We start from the raw sequence: 24,123 nt of genomic DNA on the forward strand, positions 1-24,123 counted from the left end.
ACTTGAGAGACTCGATGACTTCGCTAACCCTCACCGACCTCACCTGGTCCCCCGCAGGCCACTGCCATCACCAATTCCACCTGCGTGACGCCAACCTGCAGGTCGGTGCAGGCGAGTTTGTAGGGCTCATAGGGCCCAATGGCAGCGGCAAGACCAGCCTGTTGCGCTGTGCGTACCGTTTCAGTAAGCCGGCGCGCGGTGACGTGTTGCTCGACCACCAGAATGTGTGGAAGCAAAACGCGAAGTGGTGTGCACAACGCGTCGCCGTGGTGCTGCAGGAATTCCCCGAGGCGTTCGGCCTGCGTGTCGATGAAGTGGTCGCCATGGGCCGCACGCCCCACAAGGGGTTGCTCGATGGCGATACGTTGCACGACCAGCAACTGATCCAGCAGGCACTGGAATCGGTCGGCATGCAAGGCTTCGAAGACCACGCCTTCGCCACCCTTTCCGGCGGAGAAAAGCAGCGTGTGATCCTCGCCCGCGCCTTGGCCCAGCAGCCGCAACTGCTGATCCTCGACGAACCGACCAACCACCTCGACCCGCGCTATCAGCTTGAGCTGTTGAAGTTGGTCAAGCGCTTGAACATCGGCACCCTGGCGAGCATTCACGACCTCAACCTGGCTGCCGCATTCTGTGATCGCTTGTACGTGATAGACCACGGGCGCATCGTTGCCAGCGGCACGCCCCATCAAGTGCTGACCGCCGAGTTGCTGCGTGACGTGTTTGACGTGGACGCGTTGATCGACACCCACCCCTTGTCCGGCTACCCCCGAATTACCTGGATAACCCAACCATGATCCTGCGCGCCCTGCTGCCCCTCGCCTTGCTGTTCGGTACTGCACAAGCGTTCGCCGAAGCGACGCATTACCCGGTCACTATCAAGAGCTGCAACCGCGACGTGACCTTCCAGGAAGCGCCGAAGCACGCGGTCAGCCACGACATCAACATGACCCAAATGATGCTCGCCCTGGGCCTCAAACCGCGGATGGCCGGCTACAGCGGCGTCACCGGCTGGAAGTCGGTAACCCCGGAAATGGCCGAGATCCTCGCCGGCCTGCCGGAACTGGCCAGCAAGTACCCTTCGGTGGAAACCCTGCTCAACGCCAACGTGGACTTCTTCTTCGCCGGCTGGGACTACGGCATGCGCGTGGGCGGCGACCTCACGCCGAGCACCCTGCAACCGTTGGGCATCAACGTGTATGAGCTGACCGAGTCCTGCGCTTTCGTGATGAAGCGCCCGGCGGCCACCCTGGAAGACACTTATAACGACCTGCGCAACCTGGGCAAGATCTTCGACGTGCAGGACCGCGCCAGTACCTTGATCGCGCAGATGCAGGCGCAGGTCGACGAGGTGCAAAAACACCTGCCCGCCGACAAACCTCGCGTGTTCCTCTATGACAGCGGTGAAGACCGCGCCATGACCTCCGGGCGCCTGGGTATGCCGCAAGCGCTGATCGACGCCGCCGGTGGGCGCAATATTCTCGATGACATAGATGCCAGCTGGACCCGAGTCAATTGGGAAACCGTGGTGGAGCGCAACCCGCAGGTGATCGTGATCGTCGACTACAGCGAAGTCACCGCCGAACAGAAGCAAGCGTTCCTGATGAACAACCCGGCATTGCAAGCGGTGGACGCGATCAGGAACCAGCGCTTTATCGTGATTCCCTACGTGCAGGCCACGCCGGGCATCGATAACGTGCTCGCAGTGGAGACCCTGGCGAAGGGGTTCCACGGCGAATGATTACGCGTCGCTACGCCTTACTACTCGCTGCCCTGGGGGCGGTGTTGCTGGTCTCTTGCGTCCTCTCACTGGGCTTTGGCCCGGCGCGGGTGCCGGTAGAGGTGGTGTGGCGAATCGTGTTGTACAAGGCCTTCGGGGTCGGCGAAGTGAATTGGCCGGCCGGGCAGGAACATATCGTCTGGCTGATCCGCGTGCCACGCATGCTGCTGGGGGCGCTGGTCGGCGCCGGGCTGGCGCTGATCGGCGCGGTGTTGCAGGCGGTCACGCGCAACCCGCTGGCCGACCCGCACCTGCTGGGCGTGACCTCCGGCGCCACCCTTGGCGCGGTGATCGTGGTGCTGCACGTGGGTGAAGTCATCGGCCTGCTGACCTTGCCCCTCGCTGCCTTCATCGGCGCGCTGCTGAGTATGCTTGTGGTGCTGGCGGTGGCCAGTCGCAATGGCCGGCTGGAGAGTGATCGCCTGCTGCTCTGTGGCGTGGCGGTGTCCTTCGTGATGATGGCGGCGGCCAACCTCTTGCTGTTCATGGGCGACCATCGTGCGGCGTCGGCGGTGATGTTCTGGATGCTCGGCGGCCTGGGCCTGGCGCGCTGGGAACTGCTGGCGGTTCCCACCGCCACCGTGCTGTTGGGCTTGGGGTTGCTGCTGGGCATGGCGCGGCCCTTGAACGCGTTGATGGCCGGCGAGCAAACGGCTGTCACCTTGGGGCTCAATGCGCGCAACGTGCGGCTGAAGGTGTTCCTGGTCGCCTCCTTGATGACGGGCGTGCTGGTGTCCATCAGCGGCTCCATCGGTTTTGTCGGGCTGATGGTGCCGCACATTGCCCGTCGCCTGGTGGGTGCCGAACATCGCCGTCTGCTGCCGGTGTGCGTGTTGCTCGGCAGCCTGTTCCTGGTGTGGGTGGATGTCGCAGCGCGCACGCTGATCGCCCCCGAGGACTTGCCGATTGGCGTGGCCACGGCGGCGATTGGCGGGCTGTTTTTTATCGGGCTGATGCGCAGGCGCTGACACGTCTTCAGCTGACAGAAGGCCCCCCTCACCCTGCTAGTTAGAGTTCGTCTTTGTCTCGACCGTACTGAACAACCTGCGGATCAGGTGCGGCTTGCACGTCCTTGACTTGCCACTCGGCCCCCAGCGTCCCCCGGCGCGTCCAAAAACTGTCGGTTTCCAGAACGGAAAGCTTACCGGCCTCTCGCAAACCACTGACCAACACAGTGGGCAGAGGTGACGAGTCGACGCTCAGCAAAAGCGTCTCGCCTGCCGTAAAACCCGGCACGTACTTGAGCAGCGCGCCGCCTCGGCACGACAGGTACAGGCTCTCGGCAACCGGACGGTTATTCTTCACGATCGTTATGTAGGAACGCAGATCATCCTTGGAGGCAAAATTCCCCAGCAACTGCAAGTCAAGCGACATCGGGTTACCGACCCTGGGAGCCACTTTGTAAAATGCGTGGACCGCGTTGAGGGTGTAGAGGAACAGCGGATGTACGGACGTGACATCAAGCCCGATACCGTGAAACAAGAACACTGACGAAACCGTACTCTCCCAAAAGGTGCGTTGGTCCAGCACAGGATCAAGCCCCACAAACCCTGGAATACTAGGCGGCACCAATACCGCCCCAAGGTATTCCTGCCCCATGAACCCACCCAGCTGTTTTTCGGTCCAGCGCGCGGCGTCGTCGGCATGACTGAACAACGGCCCACAGAATGAAAGAAGGTGTGGGTTGTCAGCGAAATCCCAGGGAGTGAGCTTGGGCCGCCACTGCGCCGTTACGGCTTCCTCCCTGGCCCATACGGTGCTCCTGACACGCACGTAAAGTTCGCCCCTGGCCGCGAGCCCCCGCACGTAGTAAGCGACGGTCAAGGACCCATCGAGCAACTTCGGTTCGATGGTTTTCATCTCGGAGTTCAAGGCATGCAGCGATTGCGCTCCGTTTTTTCTGAATAAGTACCTGAGCAGCGCACCGTCGGCACACAGCAGGTAAAGGGGCAGCACACCGTTTTTGGCCATATTGCTGACAAAATTGACGCCCATCGCCAGAGACACGGGGGAGAAGAAACAGGTCGCCATTTCATCGCTTGCTGGAGCAATCGCCAACGTGGAGGCGCACAAGTACAAGCCATCCAAGGCATAACCCTGAGGCAACTGCCCCTCGACAAACACCTGCTTGAAATCGGAATAATCGGCGCGCATCAACGGCACGGTGGTCATGTAAGCATTACGTTTTACCGACTTGAGCACATACCCGAACTGCACCTGCGCCTGGGGCGATGACAAACGCTGCGCATACCGTACCGCGTCACAGGCTTGGGTAAAGATCGGGCTGCAGGGCGCATCGGCAAAAACCTGCTTGATCTCCAGGGCCGGCGCGCGCGTCACGTACGGTACGAACGGCCCACTCAGTGGCCGTGCGAAGCCCCACAGCGCATCGCCCTTGACCACCTGCAAATCGCCGGCCTTGGCCACCTGCGTCACGAAGTCGACTGGCAGCAGGGTGCCGGCGCGCAGTTGTCGTTCAATTTCATTGTCAGCGGCATCCCCCCTGGCCAGGTTCAACGGCGCCAACTGCTGCTTGAGTTCCTCCTCTTCAGCGGAACCGCTCAATTGGTAACGCAGGATCAAACCCTCTGGACCAAACAGGTATTCGCGCTTGACGTGAACTTCCCGGCGCAACAGGTTCGACAGCACGTGGGTGGGCAACATGCTCTGGTAGACCGCTTTTTGAGTGACCGACAACAATATCTGCGTCTCTTGCCTGACCACCGACCGGTAACGGGCGACGATGGTACTTCCTGGCGGATACAGCCCTTGCGCAATCGCCGCATCAGGGTAAATCCAATTCAGTGCAAAACCCTGGGGAGGCACCACCAGCGGATCAGTCGCCGCAAAACTGCCACCGGGCAGCCGTAGCAGCACACCGCCATAGGTACGATGACGGCCCTCTCCGACAATGGCCGCCGCATACCGAGCAGCATCGTCCGGGTTGGCAAAGGCGGGGCCCACATGTCGCCGGCTCAGGTTTTCGTAGCCGGACCACGTGCGCGGCACCAGCCCTAGTTTGTCCCAGCATTGGCTGGTGCGTACCACGCTGAGTTCACCCGCGTTGGCCCAGTCCCTGACAAACTCTTGCGGCGTTTTTTTACCTGAGGCCAGCGCGACCTCGATCTCTTCGAACGCGTGGTCTACCAGGCCGCCGCTTCCCACGTTGAATGGCAGCGGCAAGTACCTCAACAAGGCTCCCTCTTCAGTTGAAAAGTAGATCGGCAGGTTGTTCCCGTTGTTGTATTTCGCCCCCCTGTGCTTGCTGTCCACAAGCGCACCATACAAAACCATGGGCATCACAAAGTAACGGGTTAACCAGGTGCTTGAAGCGGGTAACCCCACCGGTTGCCACTGCTGCGAACGAAACAATCCGCAGAGTACAAACCCATCCGGAAACCGGTAGCTATTGTCTTCTGTCGCTGCAAACACGCTGTTGAGGTTGAACAGCTTGACGCGCTCATTGACGCCCACCACCTCGCTGGCGAGGTAATGGGCCTTATCCTTGTGCTTGAGAATAAAACCAAAGTAGGCCTGTTCCGCAAGATTGCGGCCATGAACCCTGGCGTGAAGGTCGCGGGCAGCTTCATCGGCGCTGCTGAACACGGCCCCGTAGGTGGCATAGTCGGGCGGGCCGAATCTTGGTGCATAAGCAAAATTGGGGGTCCAGTCGGCGTACACCGGCGAGCGCGGTCCCCACAAAGGGTTGCCCTGAACAATCCGCAAGTCTCCCGCCTCGGCCAAGATGACAACCCACTGCGCGGGCTTCATCAGTCCGCTGTCGAGCCGCATCTGGGCCAGGCTGCCGCCAGTCTGTGGCGCCGTGCCGTTCAGCAGCAATGCCTCCTGACTGGACGCGCTGGGCGTGTACGCCAGTAAACAGTCTTCACTCCCCGACAAATACGCCGGACGCTGCTGTTGGATCACGGCGCGGATCTCTTCGACAGTAAAAGCCTGCAGGTTGATTTCGGCCTCTTCACGCGTCCAGCGTCGCTGTGCGACCCATCTCGGCTCGACCATGGACAAGGCCGGGTGAGAACCGTAACGCCCATGGATCATGTAGGGTTCGGGGGGGATCAACGGGTTTAGATCATCCGCTGGAAAAAACAGCGCCGCCGCAAAGGGGTTGGTTCCGGCCTCCATCGGCTCAGTGACGATAAAGCGGCCATCCTCACCCTTGAGGATGTAACCGCCATAAGCGCGGTCGCGCCGCTCGCCGATTTTCTCGTGGGCATACACCGCCGCGTCGGTGGCCGAGAGAAACGCCGGGCTCAGCACCGCTCGATGAACCGGCGCAAGCAGCGGGGATCGACTGTCCACACGACCGGAACGACGCCAGACCTGACCGGAAACCACCACCGACAGGTCCCCTGCCGCCAAGACCCGCCTGACATAGTGACGGGGTGTCAGGGTGCCGGCCCTCATCGCAGCCTGGGCACCGTTGTCATCCAGAACGCCGGGGACGGTTTCGTTGACCAGCTCGGTGACCGTCTGCGCGTCGGGCAATTTAAACCGCAACACCGCATCGTCCTCAGACAACAGGTAGAGCGCCAGGCCACGGGCCTTGTCTTGCAGCTCAAGCGTCGCCCGCGCTTGAGTAATGGCGTCGGTTATTTGTGCCGGAGAGAAGAACAAAGGCTGCAACCAGCTTTCATGGGCAGGAGCGTCGGCTGTAGCGGATGTTGAGCGGCAGTAGATCGCCTCCAGCCGAAAGTTGGAGGGCAGCCTCAGCTTGCCCGGTGCTCGTTCAGGAAATAGCCCTGCTGGAGCAAATCGTAACGGGCCCGGTGGCTCGGGATAGGTCGCAACATAACTGTCGCTTTGGATGTGTTTGAGCACAAAGCCGAATGCTTGCTCGGAGGTTGGCAGAGCAAGCGCGGCCAGTATCGCCAACTCAACGCGTTCAAATACCGGTGTAAAAAACGGCTGCTCCTCTGTCACTTGCGTCACGGCCGCGTTGACTTTCCAACCTTGTTTTACCCGCCCGCGTACGCCGCCCCAGCGAGCGTTGGGTACCACCACCCGCAGGTCGCCAGCCTCGGCAGCCATCCAGATCAATGACTCCCGATGCTCGGACGCCGGGAATGGTGCCTCGCCAAGAATGCGCTTTCTCAGCAGGACCTCAGTCGCCGAGCCACTGCTCACGTACTTGAGTAACGAGCCCTCGGGGCCGCACAGGTAATGAGCGGGCACCGAACCTCGATGTTCGATGATAAAACTCAGGTCTGCGGGCGAAAAAAAACTGATCATCATCCAGGCATGATCATCGCTGATCCCCGGATTGCTCAGTTTTACCTGTTCGACGTGTGCCGGATGGGAATGGTAGAGCGCCTCGCAGGTGTAACCGCCGGGCGCGATGAAGTTGTCGTCGGCATCGGTAGCCAGCATGATCCGATGATCGAAGGTGAGTTGCTCGCCAGCTATCGGCGTCGTAGCAAAGTAGCGACTGTCTTTTTTTAGGATCGCGCCGCCGTACTCTTTGTCAGCCTCCAGAAGATTGATCCACTCGTGGGCCCATCGAGCCGCATCGTCGGCCGTGATAAAAGGGGGGCCCAGCGTCGGTTGCGGGATCTTGCTGAAGGGACGCCATTGCGGTCCCACTTCCCCGACCTGATCCCAGAGGCGGCTGGTGTCGATGACTGACAGTTGCCCCGCCGCCGCGACCTGCAACACAAAGTCATGGGGGGTCAGCGTGCCAGCCATCAGCGCGGCCTGTTGACCGTTGTCGGTTACCGGACCGCCCGGCGCCTGGGCAAACAGCTGGGATTCGAGCGCCGAGCCAGAAAAGCGGTAGCGCAGCAGCGCTTGATCGCGCATACGAATGTACAGCGTTGTTCCCGCCCTGGGTTGTGGGCTGTAGCGGCGAAACTGCGCAATGTGAGTCGCCAGCTCAAGCGGGCTGATGAAGTTCTGATACAGCCACGATTCCACGGTGGGATATTGCGAGGGCGAGGGCTGAGCATGGAAATAGACACCCTCCACATGAAAGCCAGGAGGCAGCCGCGAAAGCAGCCCCCCACTCGGCCAGCCGCTGAGTTCGGCGAGTTGCGGTTCACAGGTGACGTATCGCCCCTGAACAGCACCTTGCAGAATCAACACGTGCAGCCTGTTCTCAGGCTGGCGCTTGATACGAGTGGCTGCGTGGTTGAGTACTTGGTCCCTGGAGGGAAACACTGGCCCGCAGTTGAGTTGCATGGGGGGCGCCTTGAACGGCTTGTAAGGTTCCCAATCACCAGGAACATCGCCCACCGATCCACCCCATGCAGCGTTGGATAACACAAAGCGTATCGAACCCACCGAAGCCAACGCTTTGTAAGCGCCCTCCTCTGTGCCTTCAGCGTCGTACACAGAGGTCCATCCGCCCTCTCCGCGAAGCCAGCCCACGCGCTGGTCTTCGGCGTTGGAGAAACGGGTTTGGTACCTGAGCAATTCTCCGTTGGGACCCGACAAATAAGCGAGCGGCAGCTGAACCCCGACGCGATAATTGACGATGATGTCGTCCGTAGAAAAAAAACCCATGAAGGCCTTTACCTGCTGTGGCGACCACGTTGGGTTCGCCCGTTGGGTTCCGGCAAAATCATCGGGGTGCGAATGCAGCGCCCCGACGAGTTTATAGCCCTGAGGCTCTACAAACTGGAAAGTGCTGCCTCTTTCACGCTCAAGTATCAGGTTGAGATCGAAATTCTTTGCCTGCCCCAGAGCCGGCTCAGTCGCCACGTACAACTGATCCGAAAGGCGCTGCATGATCACACTGCCGTACTCGATATCCCCCGTAGTACCGATGCGCTCATGTACATAACGCGCGGCATCATCGGCGCTGATAAACGCCGGCGTCAGTGGGGGGAGCTTGGTGTGACCTGGAGGGATGGCGGCACGCTTGTCGCGGTTTGAATGTTCATCCATGAGTGCACCTGCTAATCAGAATTTGATGAATCGGTCAGTGCCAGTGAAGGCCGAACACTGAAGATTCATCATCTTCAAAGGGGGACGCTCCTCAGGGGTGCTACATATTGTTGAAGCACCGCTAAAAAACAGGCACCACAACAGCACACCGCCGTGCCCCGCCCCGCAATCAAGCATCACATTGGTGCAAGGCGCCGTTTCCGACGCCTATCCATCCCCGTCCCTCCAAGGCTTTGAGACTTCGGCACACCCCTTGCAATCAGCTCTGCAACGTCCCTCACCTGCCACCCATAAAAAAATACCGGTCACGGAGATCGCACCATGAAGCGTCGCAGCTTGATCAAGGCTTTCACACTCACCGCATCGATTGCCGCCATGGGCATGACCTGGACCGCGCAGGCCGCCGAGACTATCAAGGTCGGCATCTTGCACTCGTTGTCCGGCACCATGGCGATCTCCGAAACCTCGCTCAAAGACATGGCGTTGATGACCATCGACGAGATCAACGCCAAGGGCGGGGTGAACGGCAAGATGCTCGAAGCAGTGGTGGTCGACCCCGCGTCAAACTGGCCGCTGTTCGCAGAGAAAGGCCGACAATTGCTGACCCAAGACAAGGTCGCCGTGGTGTTCGGCTGCTGGACCTCGGTGTCGCGTAAATCGGTATTGCCAGTATTCGAAGAACTCAACGGCCTGCTGTTCTACCCGGTGCAATATGAAGGCGAAGAGATGTCGCCAAACGTGTTCTATACCGGTGCAGCGCCGAACCAGCAGGCCATCCCCGCCGTGGAATACCTGATGAGTGAAGAAGGCGGCAGCGCCAAGCGCTTCTTCCTGCTTGGCACCGACTATGTGTACCCGCGCACCACCAACAAGATCCTGCGCGCGTTCCTGCACGCCAAAGGCGTGGCGGATAAAGATATCGAAGAGGTCTACACCCCGTTCGGGCATGCCGACTACCAGACCATCGTCGCCAACATCAAGAAGTTCTCGGCTGGCGGCAAGACCGCGGTGATCTCCACCGTGAACGGCGACTCCAACGTGCCGTTCTACAAAGAACTGGCCAACCAGGGTTTGAAGGCCACCGACGTTCCGGTGGTGGCGTTCTCGGTGGGTGAAGAAGAGCTGCGCGGCATCGACACCAAGCCGCTGGTGGGCAACCTCGCGGCCTGGAACTACTTCCAGTCGGTGGAGAATCCGGTGAACACAAAATTCGTCGCAGACTGGAAAGCCTACGCCAAGAAACACAACCTGCCGGGCGCGGACAAGGCCGTGACCAACGACCCGATGGAAGCCACCTATGTAGGCATCCATATGTGGGCGCAGGCGGCGGAAAAAGCCAAGTCAACCGACGTCGACAAAGTGCGCGAAGCGCTGGCCGGCCAGACTTTCGCCGCACCGTCCGGTTTCACCCTGACCATGGACAAGACCAACCACCACCTGCACAAGCCGGTGATGATCGGCGAGATCCAGGCCGACGGGCAGTTCTCTGTCGTGTGGCAGACCCAGGAGCCGATCCGGGCGCAGCCTTGGAGCCCGTACATCCCTGGCAATGACAAGAAGCCGGATTACGCCGTGAAGAGCAACTGAGCCCCACCGAACCCAGATGTCGGGCGCGGTCAATGTGGGCGCTGGCTTGCCTGCGATGCAAACAACTCGGTGTACCTGACACACCGCAGCGATGCTATCGCAGGCAAGCCAGCTTCCACACAGAGCCAGTGCCCACACCGTCCGCGCATGATCAGGACATTTTTTTATGCTCACTGCCCTCTACCGATACATCCTCGCCGCCCTGCTGTTGCTGCCCTTAGGCGCGCACGCCAGCGACGCCGAAGACTTCATCAACGCCAATCCGACGCAACAAGCCAAGCTCCTCCAGGACTGGGCCGCCCAACCTGACCCGGCACGCATCGAGCTGGTGGACGCTCTGCAACAAGGACAACTCATCGTCAACGGTGAAACCAAAACCGTACGCCTGAACAACCGTCTGCGCGGCCTGATCGACAACGTACACGCCAGCCAGCAACTGCTCGCCGCCGACCCCAAGGTGCGCCTGGCTGCCGCACAGACCCTGCAAAAAAGCGCACAACCTGCGCAACTGAAATTCCTCGACCAGCGTGTCGCCGCCGAAACCGACGAAGGTGTCCACACCGCCCTCAGCCTGGCCCTGGCCAACCTGCAACTGGTGGACACCGACCCAGTGGTGCGCCTGGCCGCTGTGCGGTTGCTCGGCAGCACCGGCGACCCGCTGGCGCGCACGCGGCTTGAAGCCTTGCTCGCCCCCGGCGTTGAAACCGATGCCGCCGTGCACACCGCCGCGGAAACCAGCCTGGCCCAGGTCAAACGCAAATTGCTGGTCGGTGAAATCCTGGGCCAGGCCTTCAGCGGCATGTCCCTGGGCTCGATTCTGTTGTTGGCGGCCCTGGGCCTGGCAATCACCTTCGGCCTGCTCGGCGTGATCAACATGGCCCACGGCGAGATGCTGATGCTCGGTGCCTACTCCACCTATATGGTGCAGTTGCTCATGCAGCGCTACATGCCGCAGGCCATCGAGTTCTACCCGCTGATCGCGCTGCCGGTGGCGTTTTTTGTTACCGCCGCTATCGGCATGGCGTTGGAGCGCACGGTGATCCGTCACCTGTACGGCCGGCCGTTGGAAACCCTGCTGGCCACCTGGGGCATCAGCCTGATGTTGATCCAGTTGGTACGCCTGGTGTTCGGTGCGCAGAACGTCGAGGTGTCCAACCCCGAATGGTTGTCCGGCGGCATTCAAGTGCTGCCCAACCTGGTGCTGCCGTACAACCGCATCGTGATTATTGCCTTCGCGCTGTGCGTGGTGGTGCTGACCTGGTTGCTGTTGAACAAGACGCGCCTGGGCCTCAACGTGCGCGCCGTCACGCAGAACCGCAACATGGCCGCGTGCTGCGGCGTGCCTACAGGACGCGTGGATATGCTCGCCTTTGGCCTGGGCTCCGGTATCGCCGGGCTGGGCGGCGTGGCACTGAGCCAGATCGGCAACGTCGGCCCGGACCTGGGCCAGAGCTACATCATCGACTCGTTCCTGGTGGTGGTGCTCGGCGGGGTCGGCCAGTTGGCCGGCAGCGTGATGGCGGCGTTCGGTTTAGGCATCGCCAACAAGATTCTCGAACCGCAGATCGGCGCCGTGCTCGGCAAGATTCTGATCCTCGCGCTGATCATTCTGTTTATCCAGAAACGCCCGCAAGGACTCTTCGCACTGAAAGGACGGGTGATCGACTGATGAACCAGCCATTGATGCTTACGGCCGCGCAAAAGGCCGGCCCCAAGGTGACGATTGCCCTCGGCGCGCTGATCCTGATCGTGCTGCTGGCGCTGCCGCTGTTGTCGTTGTTGCCACCGGACAACGCCTTTCATATCTCGGCCTACACCCTGACGCTGGTGGGCAAGATCCTCTGCTATGCAATCGTCGCCCTTGCGTTGGACTTGGTGTGGGGTTATGCAGGCATGCTGTCCCTCGGCCACGGCCTGTTCTTTGCCCTGGGCGGTTATGCCATGGGCATGTACCTGATGCGCCAGGCGTCCGGTGACGAGTTGCCGGCGTTCATGACCTTCTTGTCATGGACCGAGCTGCCCTGGTACTGGGTCGGAACGCAGCACTTCGTCTGGGCCATGTGCCTGGTGGTGTTGGCACCAGGCTTACTGGCGCTGGTGTTTGGTTTCTTCGCCTTCCGTTCGCGGATCAAGGGCGTGTATTTTTCGATCATGACCCAGGCCCTGACCTTTGCCGGAATGCTACTGTTTTTCCGCAACGAGACCGGCTTTGGCGGCAACAACGGCTTCACCAATTTCCGCAGCATCCTCGGCTTCGGTATTACTGAACCAGGCACCCGAGCGGTGCTGTTTGTCGCCACAGTGGCGCTGCTGGTCGCGAGCCTGTTCATCGGCTGGCGCTTGGCACGCAGCAAGTTCGGCCGGGTATTGACCGCCTTGCGTGATGCGGAAAATCGCCTGATGTTCTGCGGCTACGATCCGCGTGGCTTCAAGCTGTTCGTGTGGGTGTTGAGCGCGGTGCTGTGTGGTTTGGCCGGGGCGTTGTATGTGCCGCAAGTTGGCATCATCAACCCCAGCGAAATGTCGCCGACCAACTCGATTGAAGCCGCGGTGTGGGTGGCCTTGGGCGGGCGTGGCACGCTGATCGGCCCGCTGCTCGGCGCCGGAGTAGTTAATGGCATGAAGAGCTGGTTCACCGTGGCTTTTCCGGAATACTGGCTGTTCTTCCTTGGGGCGCTGTTCATCATCGTCACCCTGTACCTGCCCAAGGGCGTCATCGGCCTGCTGAAGAAATGAGGAACGTCATGCTTGAACCTATTTTCGATGCAGGCGCCGGCCGCGATGCCATCGGCCTCGGCCAGGCCGCCGGCAAGGGCCTCGACACCCGCCACGGCACCATCCTGAGCCTGGAAGACATCAGCGTCAGCTTCGATGGCTTCAAGGCGCTCAACAACCTGAACCTTTACATCGGCGTCGGTGAGCTGCGTTGCATCATCGGCCCCAACGGCGCCGGCAAGACCACGCTGATGGACGTGATTACCGGCAAGACCCGGCCCAGCCACGGCACCGCCTGGTTTGGTGAAAACCTGGACCTGACCAGCCTGAGCGAAGTGCAGATCGCCCAGGCCGGCATCGGCCGTAAGTTCCAGAAGCCCACGGTGTTCGAAGCCCTCAGCGTGTTCGAAAACCTGGAACTGGCGCAGAAGACCGACAAGTCGGTGTGGGCCAGCCTGCGTGCACGCTTGAGTGGCGAGCAGAAAGACCGTATCGATGAAGTCCTCGACACCATCCGCCTGACCGCTTCGGCACAGCGCCAAGCGGGGTTGCTGTCCCACGGCCAGAAGCAGTTCCTGGAAATCGGTATGTTGCTGATGCAGGACCCACAACTATTGCTGCTGGACGAACCGGTGGCGGGCATGACCGACGCGGAAACCGAATTCACCGCCGAACTGTTCAAACGCCTGGCGGGCAAGCACTCGCTGATGGTGGTGGAACACGACATGGGGTTTGTCGGCTCGATTGCCGATCATGTGACCGTGTTGCACCAAGGCAGCGTACTGGCCGAAGGGTCACTGGAACAGGTGCAGGACAATGAGCGGGTGATCGAGGTTTACCTCGGCCGCTAAGGAGAACCGAACATGCTGCAAGTCGACAAGTTGCACCAGTACTACGGCGGTAGCCACATCCTGCGCGGGCTGTCTTTTGACGTGAAGGTCGGCGAGGTCACCTGCCTGCTCGGCCGTAACGGCGTGGGCAAGACCACCCTGCTCAAATGCCTGATGGGCTTGCTGCCCTCCAAGGAAGGCGCGGTGAACTGGGAAGGCAAGGCCATCACCGGGTTCAAGCCGCACCAACGTGTGCAGGCAGGGATCGCCTACGTGCCACAGGGCCGGGAGATTTTCGGGCGGCTGACGGTGGAAGAAAACCTGCTGATGGGGCTCTCGCGCTTCCCCGGTTCGGAAGCCAAGGAAGTGCCCGCGTTCATCTACGAGCTGTTCCCGGTTTTGCTGCAAATGAAGCACCGCCGTGGCGGCGATCTGTCCGGCGGGCAGCAGCAACAGCTCGCGATCGGTCGGGCGCTGGCCAGCCGCCCACGCCTGCTGATCCTCGATGAGCCCACGGAGGGCATCCAGCCGTCGGTGATCAAGGAGATCGGCGCGGTGATCAAGAAGCTCGCGGAGCGCGGTGATATGGCGATCCTGCTGGTGGAGCAGTTCTACGACTTTGCCGCCGAGTTGGCCGACCACTACCTGGTGATGTCCCGTGGTGAGATCGTGCAGCAAGGCCGAGGTGAAAATATGGAAAGCGAAGGTGTACGCGGCTTGGTAACCATCTAATCTGTAGCCTCCTAACGATAAGCACTCTGCCATGAACCTGCCCGTTACTCCTGCGCTGTTCACCCCCAGCTGGCATGCCGAGCTGGAGCTCGGCTATGCGCGTTTCGGCGACACCACGCGGCCAGTGATGCGTCGCCACCTCGGCCCCTTGCGCGTGCAAAAGCACCTGTATGCCGAAGGCCCCGAGGTGTGCCAGCACATCATTGTGCACCCGCCCGGCGGCATTGCCGGCGGTGATCGCCTGGACATCAGCGCCCATGTCGGCGCAGGTGCCTGGGCGCAACTGACCAGCCCCGGCGCCGCCAAGTGGTATCGCGCCAAGGGTCCTGCGTTTCAGCAGTTGGACCTTACCGTGGAAGCCGGCGCTACGCTGGAATGGCTGCCCCAGGAAACCATCGTATTCAGTGCCGCCCAGGCTGAACTCACCACGCGCATCGAGCTGCACGGCGATGCACGCCTGTTCTACTGGGACGTGGTCGCCCTCGGCCGCCCCGCCAGTGGCGAGCGCTTTGACCAGGGCCACTTTCAATCCCACTTGGATATCCGCCGCGACGGCCAATTGCTCTGGCATGAACGCCAGCGCATTGTGGGTGCCGACGGTTTGCTCGACTCTCCCATCGGCCTGGACGGGCAACCGGTGTTTGCCACGTTGCTGCTGACGGCTGATATCGACCCTGAGTTACTCGACACCTGCCGCGCCCTGCCCCACGCGGTGCGCGGCGACCTGACCCAACTGCCAGGCTTGCTGGTCGCCCGTTGCCTGGCCAGCGAAGCGCTGCTGGCGCGAGGTTGGTTGATTGATCTATGGAAACTGCTACGCCCAGCCGTACTTGAACGCGCAGCTGTTCCACCCCGAATCTGGAGCACATGAAGATCAAAATGTGGGAGCGGGCTTGCTCGCGAAAGCGGCGGATCAGAAACAGATGCATTGACTGACGCACTGCATTCACGAGCAAGCCGGCTCCCACATAAACCCATTCAACATTGATCTCTGGTGTTTTTAAGCATGCAATTTATGAAGGACCTTGAACCATGGACCTGACCCCACGGGAAAAAGACAAACTGCTGATCTTCACCGCAGGCTTGGTGGCCGAGCGTCGCCTCGCACGCGGCGTGAAGCTCAACTACCCGGAAACCATCGCCTACATCTCCGCCGCCCTGATGGAAGGTGCCCGCGACGGCCGCACCGTGGCCGACCTGATGCACTTTGGCACCACGCTGCTCAGCCGCGAACAAGTGATGGAAGGCATCCCCGAAATGATCCCGGATATCCAGGTGGAAGCCACTTTCCCCGACGGCACCAAGCTGGTCACCGTCCACCAGCCGATTGCGTGAGGCCTGATGATGATTCGTGACGCGACCCAAAATGATTTGCCGGCGATCCGCGATATCTACAACGACGCAGTGCTGAACACGACCGCGATCTGGAACGAACAACCGGCGGACCTGGGCAACCGCCAGGCGTGGTTCAGTGCGCGACATGCCCTGGGCTATCCGATCCTGGTATCGGTAGAAAACGGTGAAGTCACTGGTTACGCCTCGTTTGGCGATTGGCGGCCGTTCGAAGGTTTTCGCTACAGCGTCGAGCACTCGGTGTACGTGCGCAGCGACCAACGCGGCAAGGGCCTGGGCCCGTTACTGATGGAGGCGTTGATCGAGCGTGCACGCGCTTGCGGCAAACACGTGATGGTCGCCGCCATCGAGAGCGGCAACCAGGCCTCGATCCGACTGCATGAGCGCCAGGGATTCATCACCACCGGGCAGATGCCCCAAGTGGGTATCAAGTTCGGCCGCTGGCTGGACCTGACCTTCATGCAACTGGCGTTGAATCCGGGCGCCGAACCGCCCAAGGAGTGACACCAATGAATAGCGCGCAAGTGCGTCGAGTCAATGCGGAAAGTTTTGCCCACTATCGTCTGGGCTTGATCGAGTTGTTGCTGGACGCGGTCAGGCACGGCGCTTCCGTCGGCTTCATGGCCGACTTCGACGAGGCCCAGGCCCGCGAGTATTTGCGCGGCGTGCAGGCCAGCATCGAAGACGCCGGCCTGTTGCTCTGGGTGGTGGTGCGCGACGAACACGTGATCGCCAGTGTGCAATTGGCGCTGTGCCAGAAAGCCAACGGAGTCAACCGCGCCGAAGTGCAAAAGCTGCTGGTACACAGCAGCGCGCGACGCCATGGCCTCGGCCAGCAACTGATGAACACCCTGGAACTCGCCGCCCGCCAGCACAAGCGCGGCTTGCTGTACCTGGACACTGAAGCCGGCTCACCCGCCGAAGCCTTCTACCAGTCGCTGCGCTATATCAAGGTCGGTGAACTGCCCGACTACTGCCAAAGCCCGGACGGGCGCTACAGCCCGACCGCCATCTACTTCAAGACCCTGGGGCAACCTGCATGATTCCTGGCGAATATCAGATCCAGCCTGGCGACATCGAACTCAACGTGGGCCGCCGTACGGTCACCCTCAGCGTGGCCAACAGCGGCGATCGGCCGATCCAGGTGGGCTCGCATTATCATTTTTTCGAGACCAATGACGCACTGACGTTTGATCGTGCCTCAAGCCGTGGCATGCGCCTGAATATTCCAGCGGGCACGGCGGTGCGGTTTGAGCCGGGGCAAAGCCGTGAGGTTGAGTTGGTGGATTTGAGCGGCGGTCGCCGGGTGTTCGGGTTTGCAGGTCGAGTCATGGGTGATCTTTAGGCCCTCTTCGTGAGCAAGCCCGCTCCCATATTTAGTAGGCATTTCAACATGTGGGAGCGAGCTTGCTCGCGAAAGCGGATTCACATTCAACACACATTTCTCAGGGCACACACATGAAAATCAGCCGCCAAGCCTATGCCGACATGTACGGCCCCACCGTCGGTGACAAGGTCCGCCTGGCCGACACAGAGCTTTTCGTCGAAGTCGAAAAAGACTTCACGGTCTACGGCGAAGAAGTCAAATTCGGCGGCGGCAAGGTCATCCGCGATGGCCAGGGCCAAAGCCAATTGCTCGCCCATGAGGTGGTCGACACGCTGATCACCAACGCGCTGATCATCGACCACTGGGGCATCGTCAAAGCCGACGTGGGCCTGAAGAACGGCCGTATCCACGCCATCGGCAAGGCCGGCAACCCGGACATCCAGCCTGGCGTGACCATGGCCATCGGCGCCAGCACCGAAGTGATTGCCGGCGAAGGCATGATCCTCACCGCCGGCGGGATCGACAGCCACGTGCACTTCATCTGCCCGCAGCAGATTGAAGAGGCGCTGACCAGCGGCGTCACCACCATGATCGGCGGCGGTACCGGCCCGGCGACGGGCACCAACGCCACCACCTGCACCTCCGGCCCGTGGCACCTGGCGCGCATGCTCCAGGCCAGTGACTCGTTCCCGATGAACATCGGCTTCACCGGCAAGGGCAACGCCAGCTTGCCGGAGCCTCTGATCGAACAGGTGAAGGCCGGCGCCATCGGTTTGAAACTGCATGAAGACTGGGGCACCACCCCGGCGAGCATCGACAATTGCCTGAGCGTTGCCGATCAATACGATGTGCAGGTAGCGATCCACAGCGACACCCTCAACGAGTCCGGTTTCGTCGAGACCACCCTGGCCGCGCTCAAGGGCCGTACCATCCACACGTATCACACCGAAGGTGCAGGTGGCGGTCACGCACCGGACATCATCAAGGCCTGCGGCTTCCCGAACGTGCTGCCGAGTTCCACCAACCCGACGCGGCCCTTCACTCGCAACACCATCGACGAACACCTCGACATGCTGATGGTCTGCCACCACCTGGACCCGAGCATTGCCGAAGACGTGGCCTTCGCAGAAAGCCGCATCCGCCGCGAGACCATTGCCGCCGAAGACATCCTGCACGACCTCGGCGCGTTCTCCATGATCAGCTCCGACAGCCAAGCCATGGGCCGGGTCGGTGAGGTGATCACACGTACCTGGCAGACCGCCGACAAGATGAAAAAACAGCGCGGCGCCTTGCCTGGCGATGGTCCCGGCAACGACAACTTCCGCGCCAAGCGCTACATCGCCAAGTACACCATCAACCCGGCGATTACCCACGGTGTGAGCCATATCGTCGGTTCGATCGAAGTGGGCAAGTGGGCCGACCTGGTACTGTGGCGCCCGGCGTTCTTTGGCATCAAGCCGACCCTGATCCTCAAGGGCGGCGCGATTGCCTCAAGCCTGATGGGCGACGCCAACGCTTCGATCCCCACGCCGCAGCCGGTGCACTACCGCCCGATGTTCGCCAGCTTCGGCGGCTCGTTGCATGCCACCAGCCTGACCTTTATCAGCCAGGCTGCGCAGGATGCCGGTTTGCCCGAAGCCCTGGGGTTGAAGAAACAGATCGCGGTGGTCAAAGGGTGTCGCGACGTGCAGAAAACCGACCTGATCCACAACGATTACCTGCCGGATATCGAGGTGGACCCGCAGACCTACCAGGTCAAGGCCGATGGGGTGCTGCTGTGGTGTGAGCCGGCGGATGTGTTGCCGATGGCGCAGCGGTATTTCCTGTTCTGACTCGAACCAACAGGCCACGACTTGTGGCGAGGGAGCTTGCTCCCTCGCCACAAGGACAGTGTTCGCTTTCGCCTTAGAACTGCTCTCGCGGATTAAAAGCAGCTTTCTGCGCCAGCTCCTGCCACAAGGCTTTCACCTCGTCATTGCCTGCCGGTGGCATCACGGCCTTGAGCTGCACGTACAGGAAGCCACGCTGCCCGGCCTTGTTCAACAAGCCATGGCCCTTGGCGCGCATGCGCTGGCCGTTCTGGCTGCCGGCTGGCACCTTGAGGTTGATCTTGCCGGTCAGGGTCGGCACGGCCACTTCCGCGCCCAGCGCCAATTCCCACGGCGCCAGCGGCAGGTTGATGATCAGGTTTTCGCCATCCACTTCAAACTTGGGATGCGGCGCAAACTTGACGATCAGGTACAGGTCACCGTTGGCCCCACCGCCAACACCTGGTGCGCCCTGGCCTTTGAGGCGGATACGCTCACCGTTGACGACACCGGCGGGGATCTTCACGTTCAAGCTCTTGGTGGTGTTGCTCACATGCCGGCCCGAGGCGTCGTATTGCGGCACCTGGAAGCTGATCTGCTTGGACTCGGTTGACAGCGTCTCCTCAAGGAACACCGACAGCTGCATCTCCACGTCCTGGCCTTTACGTCCGGCAGGGCGGCGCTGGCCGCCACCGAAGGCATCGCCACGGGAGCCGAAGATCGAACTGAAGAAGTCCGAGAAATCCTCACCGCCACCGCCGCCGCCAAAGCCGCCACGGCTCTGCCAGCCCGGTGGTCCCTGGAACGGCTGGCCATGCTGGCCGTATTTGCGCAGCTCGTCGTATTCGGCGCGCTTGTCGGCGCTTTTGAGCGCTTCATAGGCTTCGGACGCATCCTTGAACTTGGCTTCGGCGTCTTTCTCCTTGCTCACGTCGGGGTGATATTTGCGCGCGAGCTTGCGATAGGCCGCCTTGATTTCCTTGTCGTCGGCCGTCGGCTCTACGCCCAATATCTTGTAGTAGTCTTTGAAATCCATCGGCGGTTCACCATCCTTAATCGAGATCGCACAGTCCGGGGCACAACGTGCGCTGCATTGCACTTGTTGAGTCTTGTGGCCTGGGTATGCGTCAAAGTGTTATCGGCACTTGCCGTATGCAACAGATGTTGGGGCAAATACCCAACTTTCAAGCGCGATTTAGCGGATAGTCGGCCTACGCATCCGCCTTCGACTGGCATACACTGCGCGGCCGTTTTTCAACCGGAACCCGATAGACATGAAAAACCCATCCCCAGCCCGTGCCTGCGGTATCGACTTTGGCACGTCCAACTCCACCGTCGGCTGGATCCGCCCCGGCGAGGAGACGCTCATCGCGCTGGAGGACGACAAGATCACTCTGCCGTCGGTGGTGTTCTTCAACTTCGAGGAGCGCCGCCCGGTGTACGGTCGCCTGGCGCTGCATGAGTACCTGGAAAACTACGAAGGCCGGCTGATGCGCTCGCTCAAGAGCCTGCTCGGTTCCAAGCTGATCAAGCACGACACCAGCGTGCTCGGCACAGCGATGCCGTTCACCGACCTGCTGGCGCTGTTTATCGGCCAGCTCAAGTGCCGCGCCGAAGCCAATGCCGGCCGCGAGTTCGAAGAAGTGGTGCTGGGCCGCCCGGTGTTTTTCGTCGACGACGACCCGATGGCCGACCAGGAAGCCGAAAACACCCTGGTCGACGTGGCGCGCAAGATCGGTTTCAAGGACATCTCGTTCCAGTACGAGCCGATCGCGGCGGCGTTCGACTACGAGTCCACCATCCAGAAAGAAGAATTGGTACTGATCGTCGACATCGGCGGGGGTACCTCCGACTTTTCCCTGGTACGCCTGTCCCCGGACCGTCGCCACAACGACAACCGCCAGAGCGACATCCTCGCCACCGGCGGCGTGCATATCGGCGGGACCGACTTCGACAAGCAGCTCTCGTTGAACGGCATGATGCCGCTGTTCGGCTACGGCAGCCGCATGAAGAGCGGCGCCTACATGCCCACCAGCCATCACATGAACCTGGCCACCTGGCACACCATCAACTCGGTGTACTCGCAGAAATCCCAGCTGGCGCTGGGCAGTATGCGTTATGACATCGAAGACACCGGCGGCATCGACCGTCTGTTCAAGTTGATCGAGCAGCGCGCCGGCCACTGGTTGGCCATGGAAGTGGAAGAAACCAAGATCCAACTCACCCACGAAGACAGTCGCCATGTGCTGCTGGATCGGGTTGAACCGGGCCTGAGCGTGGAACTGAGCCGGGCGCTGTTCGAGTCGGCCATTGATGGCTTGCTGGAACGCGTGCGCAACAGCGTCACGCAATTGCTCAACGATGCGTCGGTGAGCGTGGCCCAGGTGGACACCGTGTTCTTTACTGGCGGTTCCAGCGGAATCCCGGCGCTGCGCCACAGCATCTCGGCGATGTTGCCGAATGCGCGGCATGTGGAAGGGAATATCTTTGGCAGTATCGGCAGCGGGTTGGCGATTGAAGCCAGTAAGCGCTACGGCTGCTGAGCGTTAGCTTGAACGGCGGTGCGCCCTTCGCGAGCAAGCCCGCTCCCACCTTTGGCTGAGTTCCAACGTTGGAACGCGTTCAAAGGTGGGAGCGGGCTTGCTCGCGAAGGGGCGGGCCCAAGCAACGTCAATCTCTAAACCATTCCCCCAAGCTTCAACTCACTCTTGAGATACGCGTAATAAATCGGCCCCGCCACCACGCCGGGTAGCCCAAACGCAGCCTCAAACACCAGCATCGCCAGCAACAACTCCCACGACTTGGCACTGATCTGTCCACCCACAATGCGCGCATTGAGGAAGTACTCGACCTTGTGGATCACGATCAGATACCCGAGTGCCGCCACCGCCACCCAGATCGACAGCGACAGCGCCACGATGGTGATCAGCGTGTTGGACATCAGGTTGCCGATGACGGGCAGCAAGCCGAGCAGGAACGTGAGGACGATCAGGGTTTTGGTCAGCGGCAGGTGAATCCCGCACAGCGGCAGCACCACGGCGAGGAACACGGCGGTGAAGGCGGTGTTGAGCGCGGCGATCTTGATTTGCGCGAAGACAATGTTGCGAAAGGCCTGGACCAACAAGTGCAGACGATCGAACAGCACGGCGGCCAGGGGTTTGCGCTTGGTCAAGTCGGGCACGCGCTGCAGGGCAATGATGGCGCCGAGCACCATGCCGATCAGCAGGGTGACAAACATGTGGGCGGCGTCTTTGCCGACCAGTTGCAGTTCACTCAGGTGCTTGCTCATCCAGTCGCCGATGGCCACGCGGAACTCGGCGGCGCTGGCGGGCAGGTAGGCATCGATGAACGGCGGCAACTGGCCGCGCGCGCGGTCGACCACGCCCATGAATTTGTCCAGGGAAGCCCCGGGGTTTTCCGCTTCGTGGAGCAGGAAGCTGATGGCACCGGCGAAGATCAGGGTCAGCACACTGACGATCAAGGTGCCGAGCAGCGCCACCGCCAGCCAGCGCGCGCGCCGGCCTTCGATCAGCCGTTGCAGTTGGGGGGTCAGCATGTTGACCAGCTCGAACACCAACAGACCGGCCAGCAGGCTGGGCAACAATTTGAGCGGCAGCACCAGCAGCAGTCCGCCGAAAATGATGATGTAGCTGGCCAGCAATATCACGTGACGCTGAGAAAACGTTGGCATACAGCCTCAAAACGAACGGCGTTAAAGGATGGGCAGTCTGCCAGCCTTGAAGGAATCAAGCGAGAGGTCTTGGTGTTGCAAACTTGTCAGCGTGGCAACGGGCTTGCTCGCGAAAGCGGGGGTTCAGTCACTGAGGTGTTGAACGAAAAACAGCTTTCGCGAGCAAGCCCGCTCCCACAGGGGATTCGCCTACTCAACTGCCTTTGAGGCAGGTGCTCATGAAGGTTTTGCGCGCATCGCCAGTCAGCGCCTTGGTTTTCGCCGACGCATTGCAATCCTTCATCTTCTGCTGCTGCGGCGTCAGGGTCTTGGCGTCATTGGCCGCCGGGGCGGACAGGCAGGTCTTCATGAAGGCCTTGCGCTCGTCCCCCTTGAGCGTCTTGGTGGTCGCTTCGGCATTGCAGGTGGTCATTTTATTTTGCTGGGCGGTGGCGGCAAAACCTTGGGAACACAGCAGCAGGCCCATCATCAACAACGGAATTCGCAGCATCTTCATGGAGTTTTCTCCCTGTTGCCGTGCAGGAGGGCACGGCCTACCGGGTAGTGTAGTCAAAGCCTGTTACATCTTCACCGACTACGGATATGCGTCCGCCGGTATTGCTCTGGGGTGCAGCCCGCCTGGCGCTGGAACATGGCGATAAAGGCCGAAGCGCTGCTGTAGCCCAGATCAAATGCGACATGTTGCACGCTGCGCTGGCTGTCGAGGGCTTCAATGGCCGCCAGGTAGCGCAGGCGCTGGCGCCACTCGCCGAAGCTCATGCCCAGCTCCCGCACAAACAGGCGAGCCAGGGTGCGTTCGCTCACGTGGACTTGCTCTGCCCAGTGAGCCAGGGGGCGATTGTCGGCAGGGTCGGCCTGCAGGCCTTCCAGTACGCCCAGCAGGCCGGGGTGACGGGCGTAAGGCAGGAAGCAATCGTGGATCGGCGCCTGCTTGAGCTGGTCCACCAGCACCTGGGCCAGGCGAATGTCGGCGTCGGTCTGCGGCATGTTCACGTCACGCTGGGCGAAATCGCTGAGGATGGCCTTGAGGATATCGCTGATGGCCAGGGTGCAAGGCTGTTGCGGCAGCCGCTCACAGAGTTCCGGCGCCAGCCCCACCGAGTGATAGACGATCGCCTCGGCATTGTAGGAGCTGTGTTCGGTGTGGGGTGGCACCCACACCGCGTATTGCGGCGGCGACATGAAGCGGTTACCGGCCACTTCCATGCGCATCACGCCGCTGGCCGAATAGTCCAGCGAACCCCAGAAGTGCTGGTGCGGGGTGCACTCGGTGTCGGGCGCGAAATCCGAATAGCGAAAGTACACCGGGCTCGGCAGCCGGGGAAAATCCGGAAGGCGTACGTTGTGCTTGGCCATATTGTCTGGATACAGAGGTGGTTTGTCTGGATCGCAGTATA

Annotated in this window: 20 protein-coding genes; 15 read left to right on the plus strand and 5 right to left on the minus strand. The window is 61.1% G+C overall.

All coding sequences use genetic code 11. From position 1 onward, the window contains the following. Positions 1-14 precede the first annotated feature (14 nt). The 3 genes from BMZ57_RS23970 to BMZ57_RS23980 are packed head-to-tail and all read left to right on the plus strand — an operon-like array spanning position 15 to position 2,748. A complete protein-coding gene (locus tag BMZ57_RS23970; protein WP_069672798.1) occupies positions 15-797 on the plus strand; it encodes an ABC transporter ATP-binding protein in 783 nt (260 codons plus the stop codon). Continuing rightward, complete coding sequence (locus BMZ57_RS23975; protein ID WP_021493224.1) at positions 794-1,741, plus strand: ABC transporter substrate-binding protein; 948 nt, start codon at positions 794-796, stop codon at positions 1,739-1,741. The genes BMZ57_RS23970 and BMZ57_RS23975 overlap by 4 nt, the downstream gene beginning before the upstream one ends. Further along, positions 1,738-2,748 carry a FecCD family ABC transporter permease gene (locus BMZ57_RS23980; RefSeq protein WP_010213524.1) on the plus strand — a complete coding sequence of 337 codons (1,011 nt, stop codon included), beginning with the start codon at positions 1,738-1,740 and terminating at the stop codon, positions 2,746-2,748. Before BMZ57_RS23975 ends, BMZ57_RS23980 begins: the two co-directional genes overlap by 4 nt. A gap of 40 nt (positions 2,749-2,788) precedes the next feature. Here BMZ57_RS23980 and BMZ57_RS23985 read toward each other — a convergent pair whose 3' ends face one another. Then, positions 2,789-8,683: a DUF4329 domain-containing protein gene (locus BMZ57_RS23985; RefSeq protein WP_074900653.1), complete on the minus strand. Its 5,895-nt coding sequence runs from the start codon at positions 8,681-8,683 to the stop codon at positions 2,789-2,791. A gap of 321 nt (positions 8,684-9,004) precedes the next feature. On the opposite strand from BMZ57_RS23985, the gene urtA reads away from it, so the two are divergent. The 11 genes from urtA (at position 9,005) to ureC (ending at position 19,059) form a co-directional block, all read left to right on the plus strand. Next, the gene (gene urtA / locus BMZ57_RS23990; protein WP_010213527.1) at positions 9,005-10,270 is read left to right on the plus strand and encodes an urea ABC transporter substrate-binding protein; all 1,266 of its coding nucleotides are present in this window, start codon (positions 9,005-9,007) and stop codon (positions 10,268-10,270) included. 166 nt (positions 10,271-10,436) lie between these two features. Next, the gene (urtB, locus tag BMZ57_RS23995; RefSeq protein ID WP_042570876.1) at positions 10,437-11,939 is read left to right on the plus strand and encodes an urea ABC transporter permease subunit UrtB; all 1,503 of its coding nucleotides are present in this window, start codon (positions 10,437-10,439) and stop codon (positions 11,937-11,939) included. Further along, positions 11,939-13,006, plus strand: a complete 1,068-nt coding sequence (gene urtC, locus BMZ57_RS24000) for an urea ABC transporter permease subunit UrtC (protein WP_010213530.1) — start codon at positions 11,939-11,941, stop codon at positions 13,004-13,006. Before urtB ends, urtC begins: the two co-directional genes overlap by 1 nt. Next, a complete protein-coding gene (urtD, locus tag BMZ57_RS24005; RefSeq protein WP_029529256.1) occupies positions 13,003-13,836 on the plus strand; it encodes an urea ABC transporter ATP-binding protein UrtD in 834 nt (277 codons plus the stop codon). The genes urtC and urtD overlap by 4 nt, the downstream gene beginning before the upstream one ends. 12 nt (positions 13,837-13,848) lie before the next feature. Beyond that, the gene (gene urtE / locus BMZ57_RS24010) at positions 13,849-14,547 is read left to right on the plus strand and encodes an urea ABC transporter ATP-binding subunit UrtE (protein ID WP_010213533.1); all 699 of its coding nucleotides are present in this window, start codon (positions 13,849-13,851) and stop codon (positions 14,545-14,547) included. A gap of 31 nt (positions 14,548-14,578) precedes the next feature. Next, positions 14,579-15,418: an urease accessory protein UreD gene (locus BMZ57_RS24015; RefSeq protein WP_010213534.1), complete on the plus strand. Its 840-nt coding sequence runs from the start codon at positions 14,579-14,581 to the stop codon at positions 15,416-15,418. 161 nt (positions 15,419-15,579) lie between these two features. After that, complete coding sequence (locus BMZ57_RS24020) at positions 15,580-15,882, plus strand: urease subunit gamma (protein WP_010213535.1); 303 nt, start codon at positions 15,580-15,582, stop codon at positions 15,880-15,882. Between the two features lie 9 nt (positions 15,883-15,891). Beyond that, the gene (locus BMZ57_RS24025) at positions 15,892-16,404 is read left to right on the plus strand and encodes a GNAT family N-acetyltransferase (protein ID WP_010213536.1); all 513 of its coding nucleotides are present in this window, start codon (positions 15,892-15,894) and stop codon (positions 16,402-16,404) included. Between the two features lie 5 nt (positions 16,405-16,409). Further along, positions 16,410-16,943, plus strand: coding sequence for a GNAT family N-acetyltransferase (locus BMZ57_RS24030; protein WP_042570875.1), 534 nt, complete (start codon positions 16,410-16,412; stop codon positions 16,941-16,943). After that, positions 16,940-17,245 (plus strand): urease subunit beta, encoded by a 306-nt coding sequence (locus BMZ57_RS24035; protein WP_042570874.1) that lies wholly within the window; start codon positions 16,940-16,942, stop codon positions 17,243-17,245. Before BMZ57_RS24030 ends, BMZ57_RS24035 begins: the two co-directional genes overlap by 4 nt. A gap of 113 nt (positions 17,246-17,358) precedes the next feature. Further along, entirely contained in the window at positions 17,359-19,059 is a 1,701-nt protein-coding gene (gene ureC / locus BMZ57_RS24040; protein WP_044286564.1) for an urease subunit alpha, read from the plus strand. A 73-nt stretch (positions 19,060-19,132) separates the two neighbouring features. On the opposite strand, the gene BMZ57_RS24045 is transcribed toward ureC, so the two are convergent. Then, positions 19,133-20,071 carry a DnaJ C-terminal domain-containing protein gene (locus BMZ57_RS24045; RefSeq protein ID WP_021493229.1) on the minus strand — a complete coding sequence of 313 codons (939 nt, stop codon included), beginning with the start codon at positions 20,069-20,071 and terminating at the stop codon, positions 19,133-19,135. Positions 20,072-20,309: 238 nt separating this feature from the next. Between BMZ57_RS24045 and BMZ57_RS24050 the strand changes: the two genes are divergently transcribed. Continuing rightward, positions 20,310-21,578 carry an Hsp70 family protein gene (locus BMZ57_RS24050; RefSeq protein ID WP_044286563.1) on the plus strand — a complete coding sequence of 423 codons (1,269 nt, stop codon included), beginning with the start codon at positions 20,310-20,312 and terminating at the stop codon, positions 21,576-21,578. Between the two features lie 134 nt (positions 21,579-21,712). Here the strand turns inward: BMZ57_RS24050 and BMZ57_RS24055 are convergent, their stop codons facing one another. The 3 genes from BMZ57_RS24055 to BMZ57_RS24065 form a co-directional block, all read right to left on the minus strand. Beyond that, complete coding sequence (locus tag BMZ57_RS24055; protein ID WP_010213545.1) at positions 21,713-22,726, minus strand: AI-2E family transporter; 1,014 nt, start codon at positions 22,724-22,726, stop codon at positions 21,713-21,715. A gap of 193 nt (positions 22,727-22,919) precedes the next feature. After that, positions 22,920-23,222: a PsiF family protein gene (locus BMZ57_RS24060; protein WP_010213547.1), complete on the minus strand. Its 303-nt coding sequence runs from the start codon at positions 23,220-23,222 to the stop codon at positions 22,920-22,922. A gap of 71 nt (positions 23,223-23,293) precedes the next feature. Beyond that, positions 23,294-24,082, minus strand: a complete 789-nt coding sequence (locus BMZ57_RS24065; RefSeq protein ID WP_010213548.1) for an AraC family transcriptional regulator — start codon at positions 24,080-24,082, stop codon at positions 23,294-23,296. Between the last annotated feature and the right edge of the window lie 41 nt (positions 24,083-24,123).

It is taken from the genome of Pseudomonas simiae (genome assembly GCF_900111895.1).
GTDB classification, from domain to species: Bacteria; Pseudomonadota; Gammaproteobacteria; order Pseudomonadales; family Pseudomonadaceae; genus Aquipseudomonas; species Aquipseudomonas simiae.

Coding starts and splice junctions, on each gene's coding strand:
- BMZ57_RS24065 (WP_010213548.1), bottom strand. CDS start 24,082: ATGGCCAAGCACAACGTACGCCTTCCGGATTTTCCCCGGCTGCCGAGC.
- urtC (WP_010213530.1), top strand. CDS start 11,939: ATGAACCAGCCATTGATGCTTACGGCCGCGCAAAAGGCCGGCCCCAAG.
- BMZ57_RS24050 (WP_044286563.1), top strand. CDS start 20,310: ATGAAAAACCCATCCCCAGCCCGTGCCTGCGGTATCGACTTTGGCACG.
- BMZ57_RS24055 (WP_010213545.1), bottom strand. CDS start 22,726: ATGCCAACGTTTTCTCAGCGTCACGTGATATTGCTGGCCAGCTACATC.
- urtE (WP_010213533.1), top strand. CDS start 13,849: ATGCTGCAAGTCGACAAGTTGCACCAGTACTACGGCGGTAGCCACATC.
- urtA (WP_010213527.1), top strand. CDS start 9,005: ATGAAGCGTCGCAGCTTGATCAAGGCTTTCACACTCACCGCATCGATT.
- BMZ57_RS24035 (WP_042570874.1), top strand. CDS start 16,940: ATGATTCCTGGCGAATATCAGATCCAGCCTGGCGACATCGAACTCAAC.
- BMZ57_RS23970 (WP_069672798.1), top strand. CDS start 15: ATGACTTCGCTAACCCTCACCGACCTCACCTGGTCCCCCGCAGGCCAC.
- BMZ57_RS23985 (WP_074900653.1), bottom strand. CDS start 8,683: ATGGATGAACATTCAAACCGCGACAAGCGTGCCGCCATCCCTCCAGGT.
- urtD (WP_029529256.1), top strand. CDS start 13,003: ATGAGGAACGTCATGCTTGAACCTATTTTCGATGCAGGCGCCGGCCGC.
- urtB (WP_042570876.1), top strand. CDS start 10,437: ATGCTCACTGCCCTCTACCGATACATCCTCGCCGCCCTGCTGTTGCTG.
- BMZ57_RS24030 (WP_042570875.1), top strand. CDS start 16,410: ATGAATAGCGCGCAAGTGCGTCGAGTCAATGCGGAAAGTTTTGCCCAC.
- BMZ57_RS24015 (WP_010213534.1), top strand. CDS start 14,579: ATGAACCTGCCCGTTACTCCTGCGCTGTTCACCCCCAGCTGGCATGCC.
- BMZ57_RS23980 (WP_010213524.1), top strand. CDS start 1,738: ATGATTACGCGTCGCTACGCCTTACTACTCGCTGCCCTGGGGGCGGTG.
- BMZ57_RS23975 (WP_021493224.1), top strand. CDS start 794: ATGATCCTGCGCGCCCTGCTGCCCCTCGCCTTGCTGTTCGGTACTGCA.
- ureC (WP_044286564.1), top strand. CDS start 17,359: ATGAAAATCAGCCGCCAAGCCTATGCCGACATGTACGGCCCCACCGTC.
- BMZ57_RS24025 (WP_010213536.1), top strand. CDS start 15,892: ATGATTCGTGACGCGACCCAAAATGATTTGCCGGCGATCCGCGATATC.
- BMZ57_RS24045 (WP_021493229.1), bottom strand. CDS start 20,071: ATGGATTTCAAAGACTACTACAAGATATTGGGCGTAGAGCCGACGGCC.
- BMZ57_RS24020 (WP_010213535.1), top strand. CDS start 15,580: ATGGACCTGACCCCACGGGAAAAAGACAAACTGCTGATCTTCACCGCA.
- BMZ57_RS24060 (WP_010213547.1), bottom strand. CDS start 23,222: ATGAAGATGCTGCGAATTCCGTTGTTGATGATGGGCCTGCTGCTGTGT.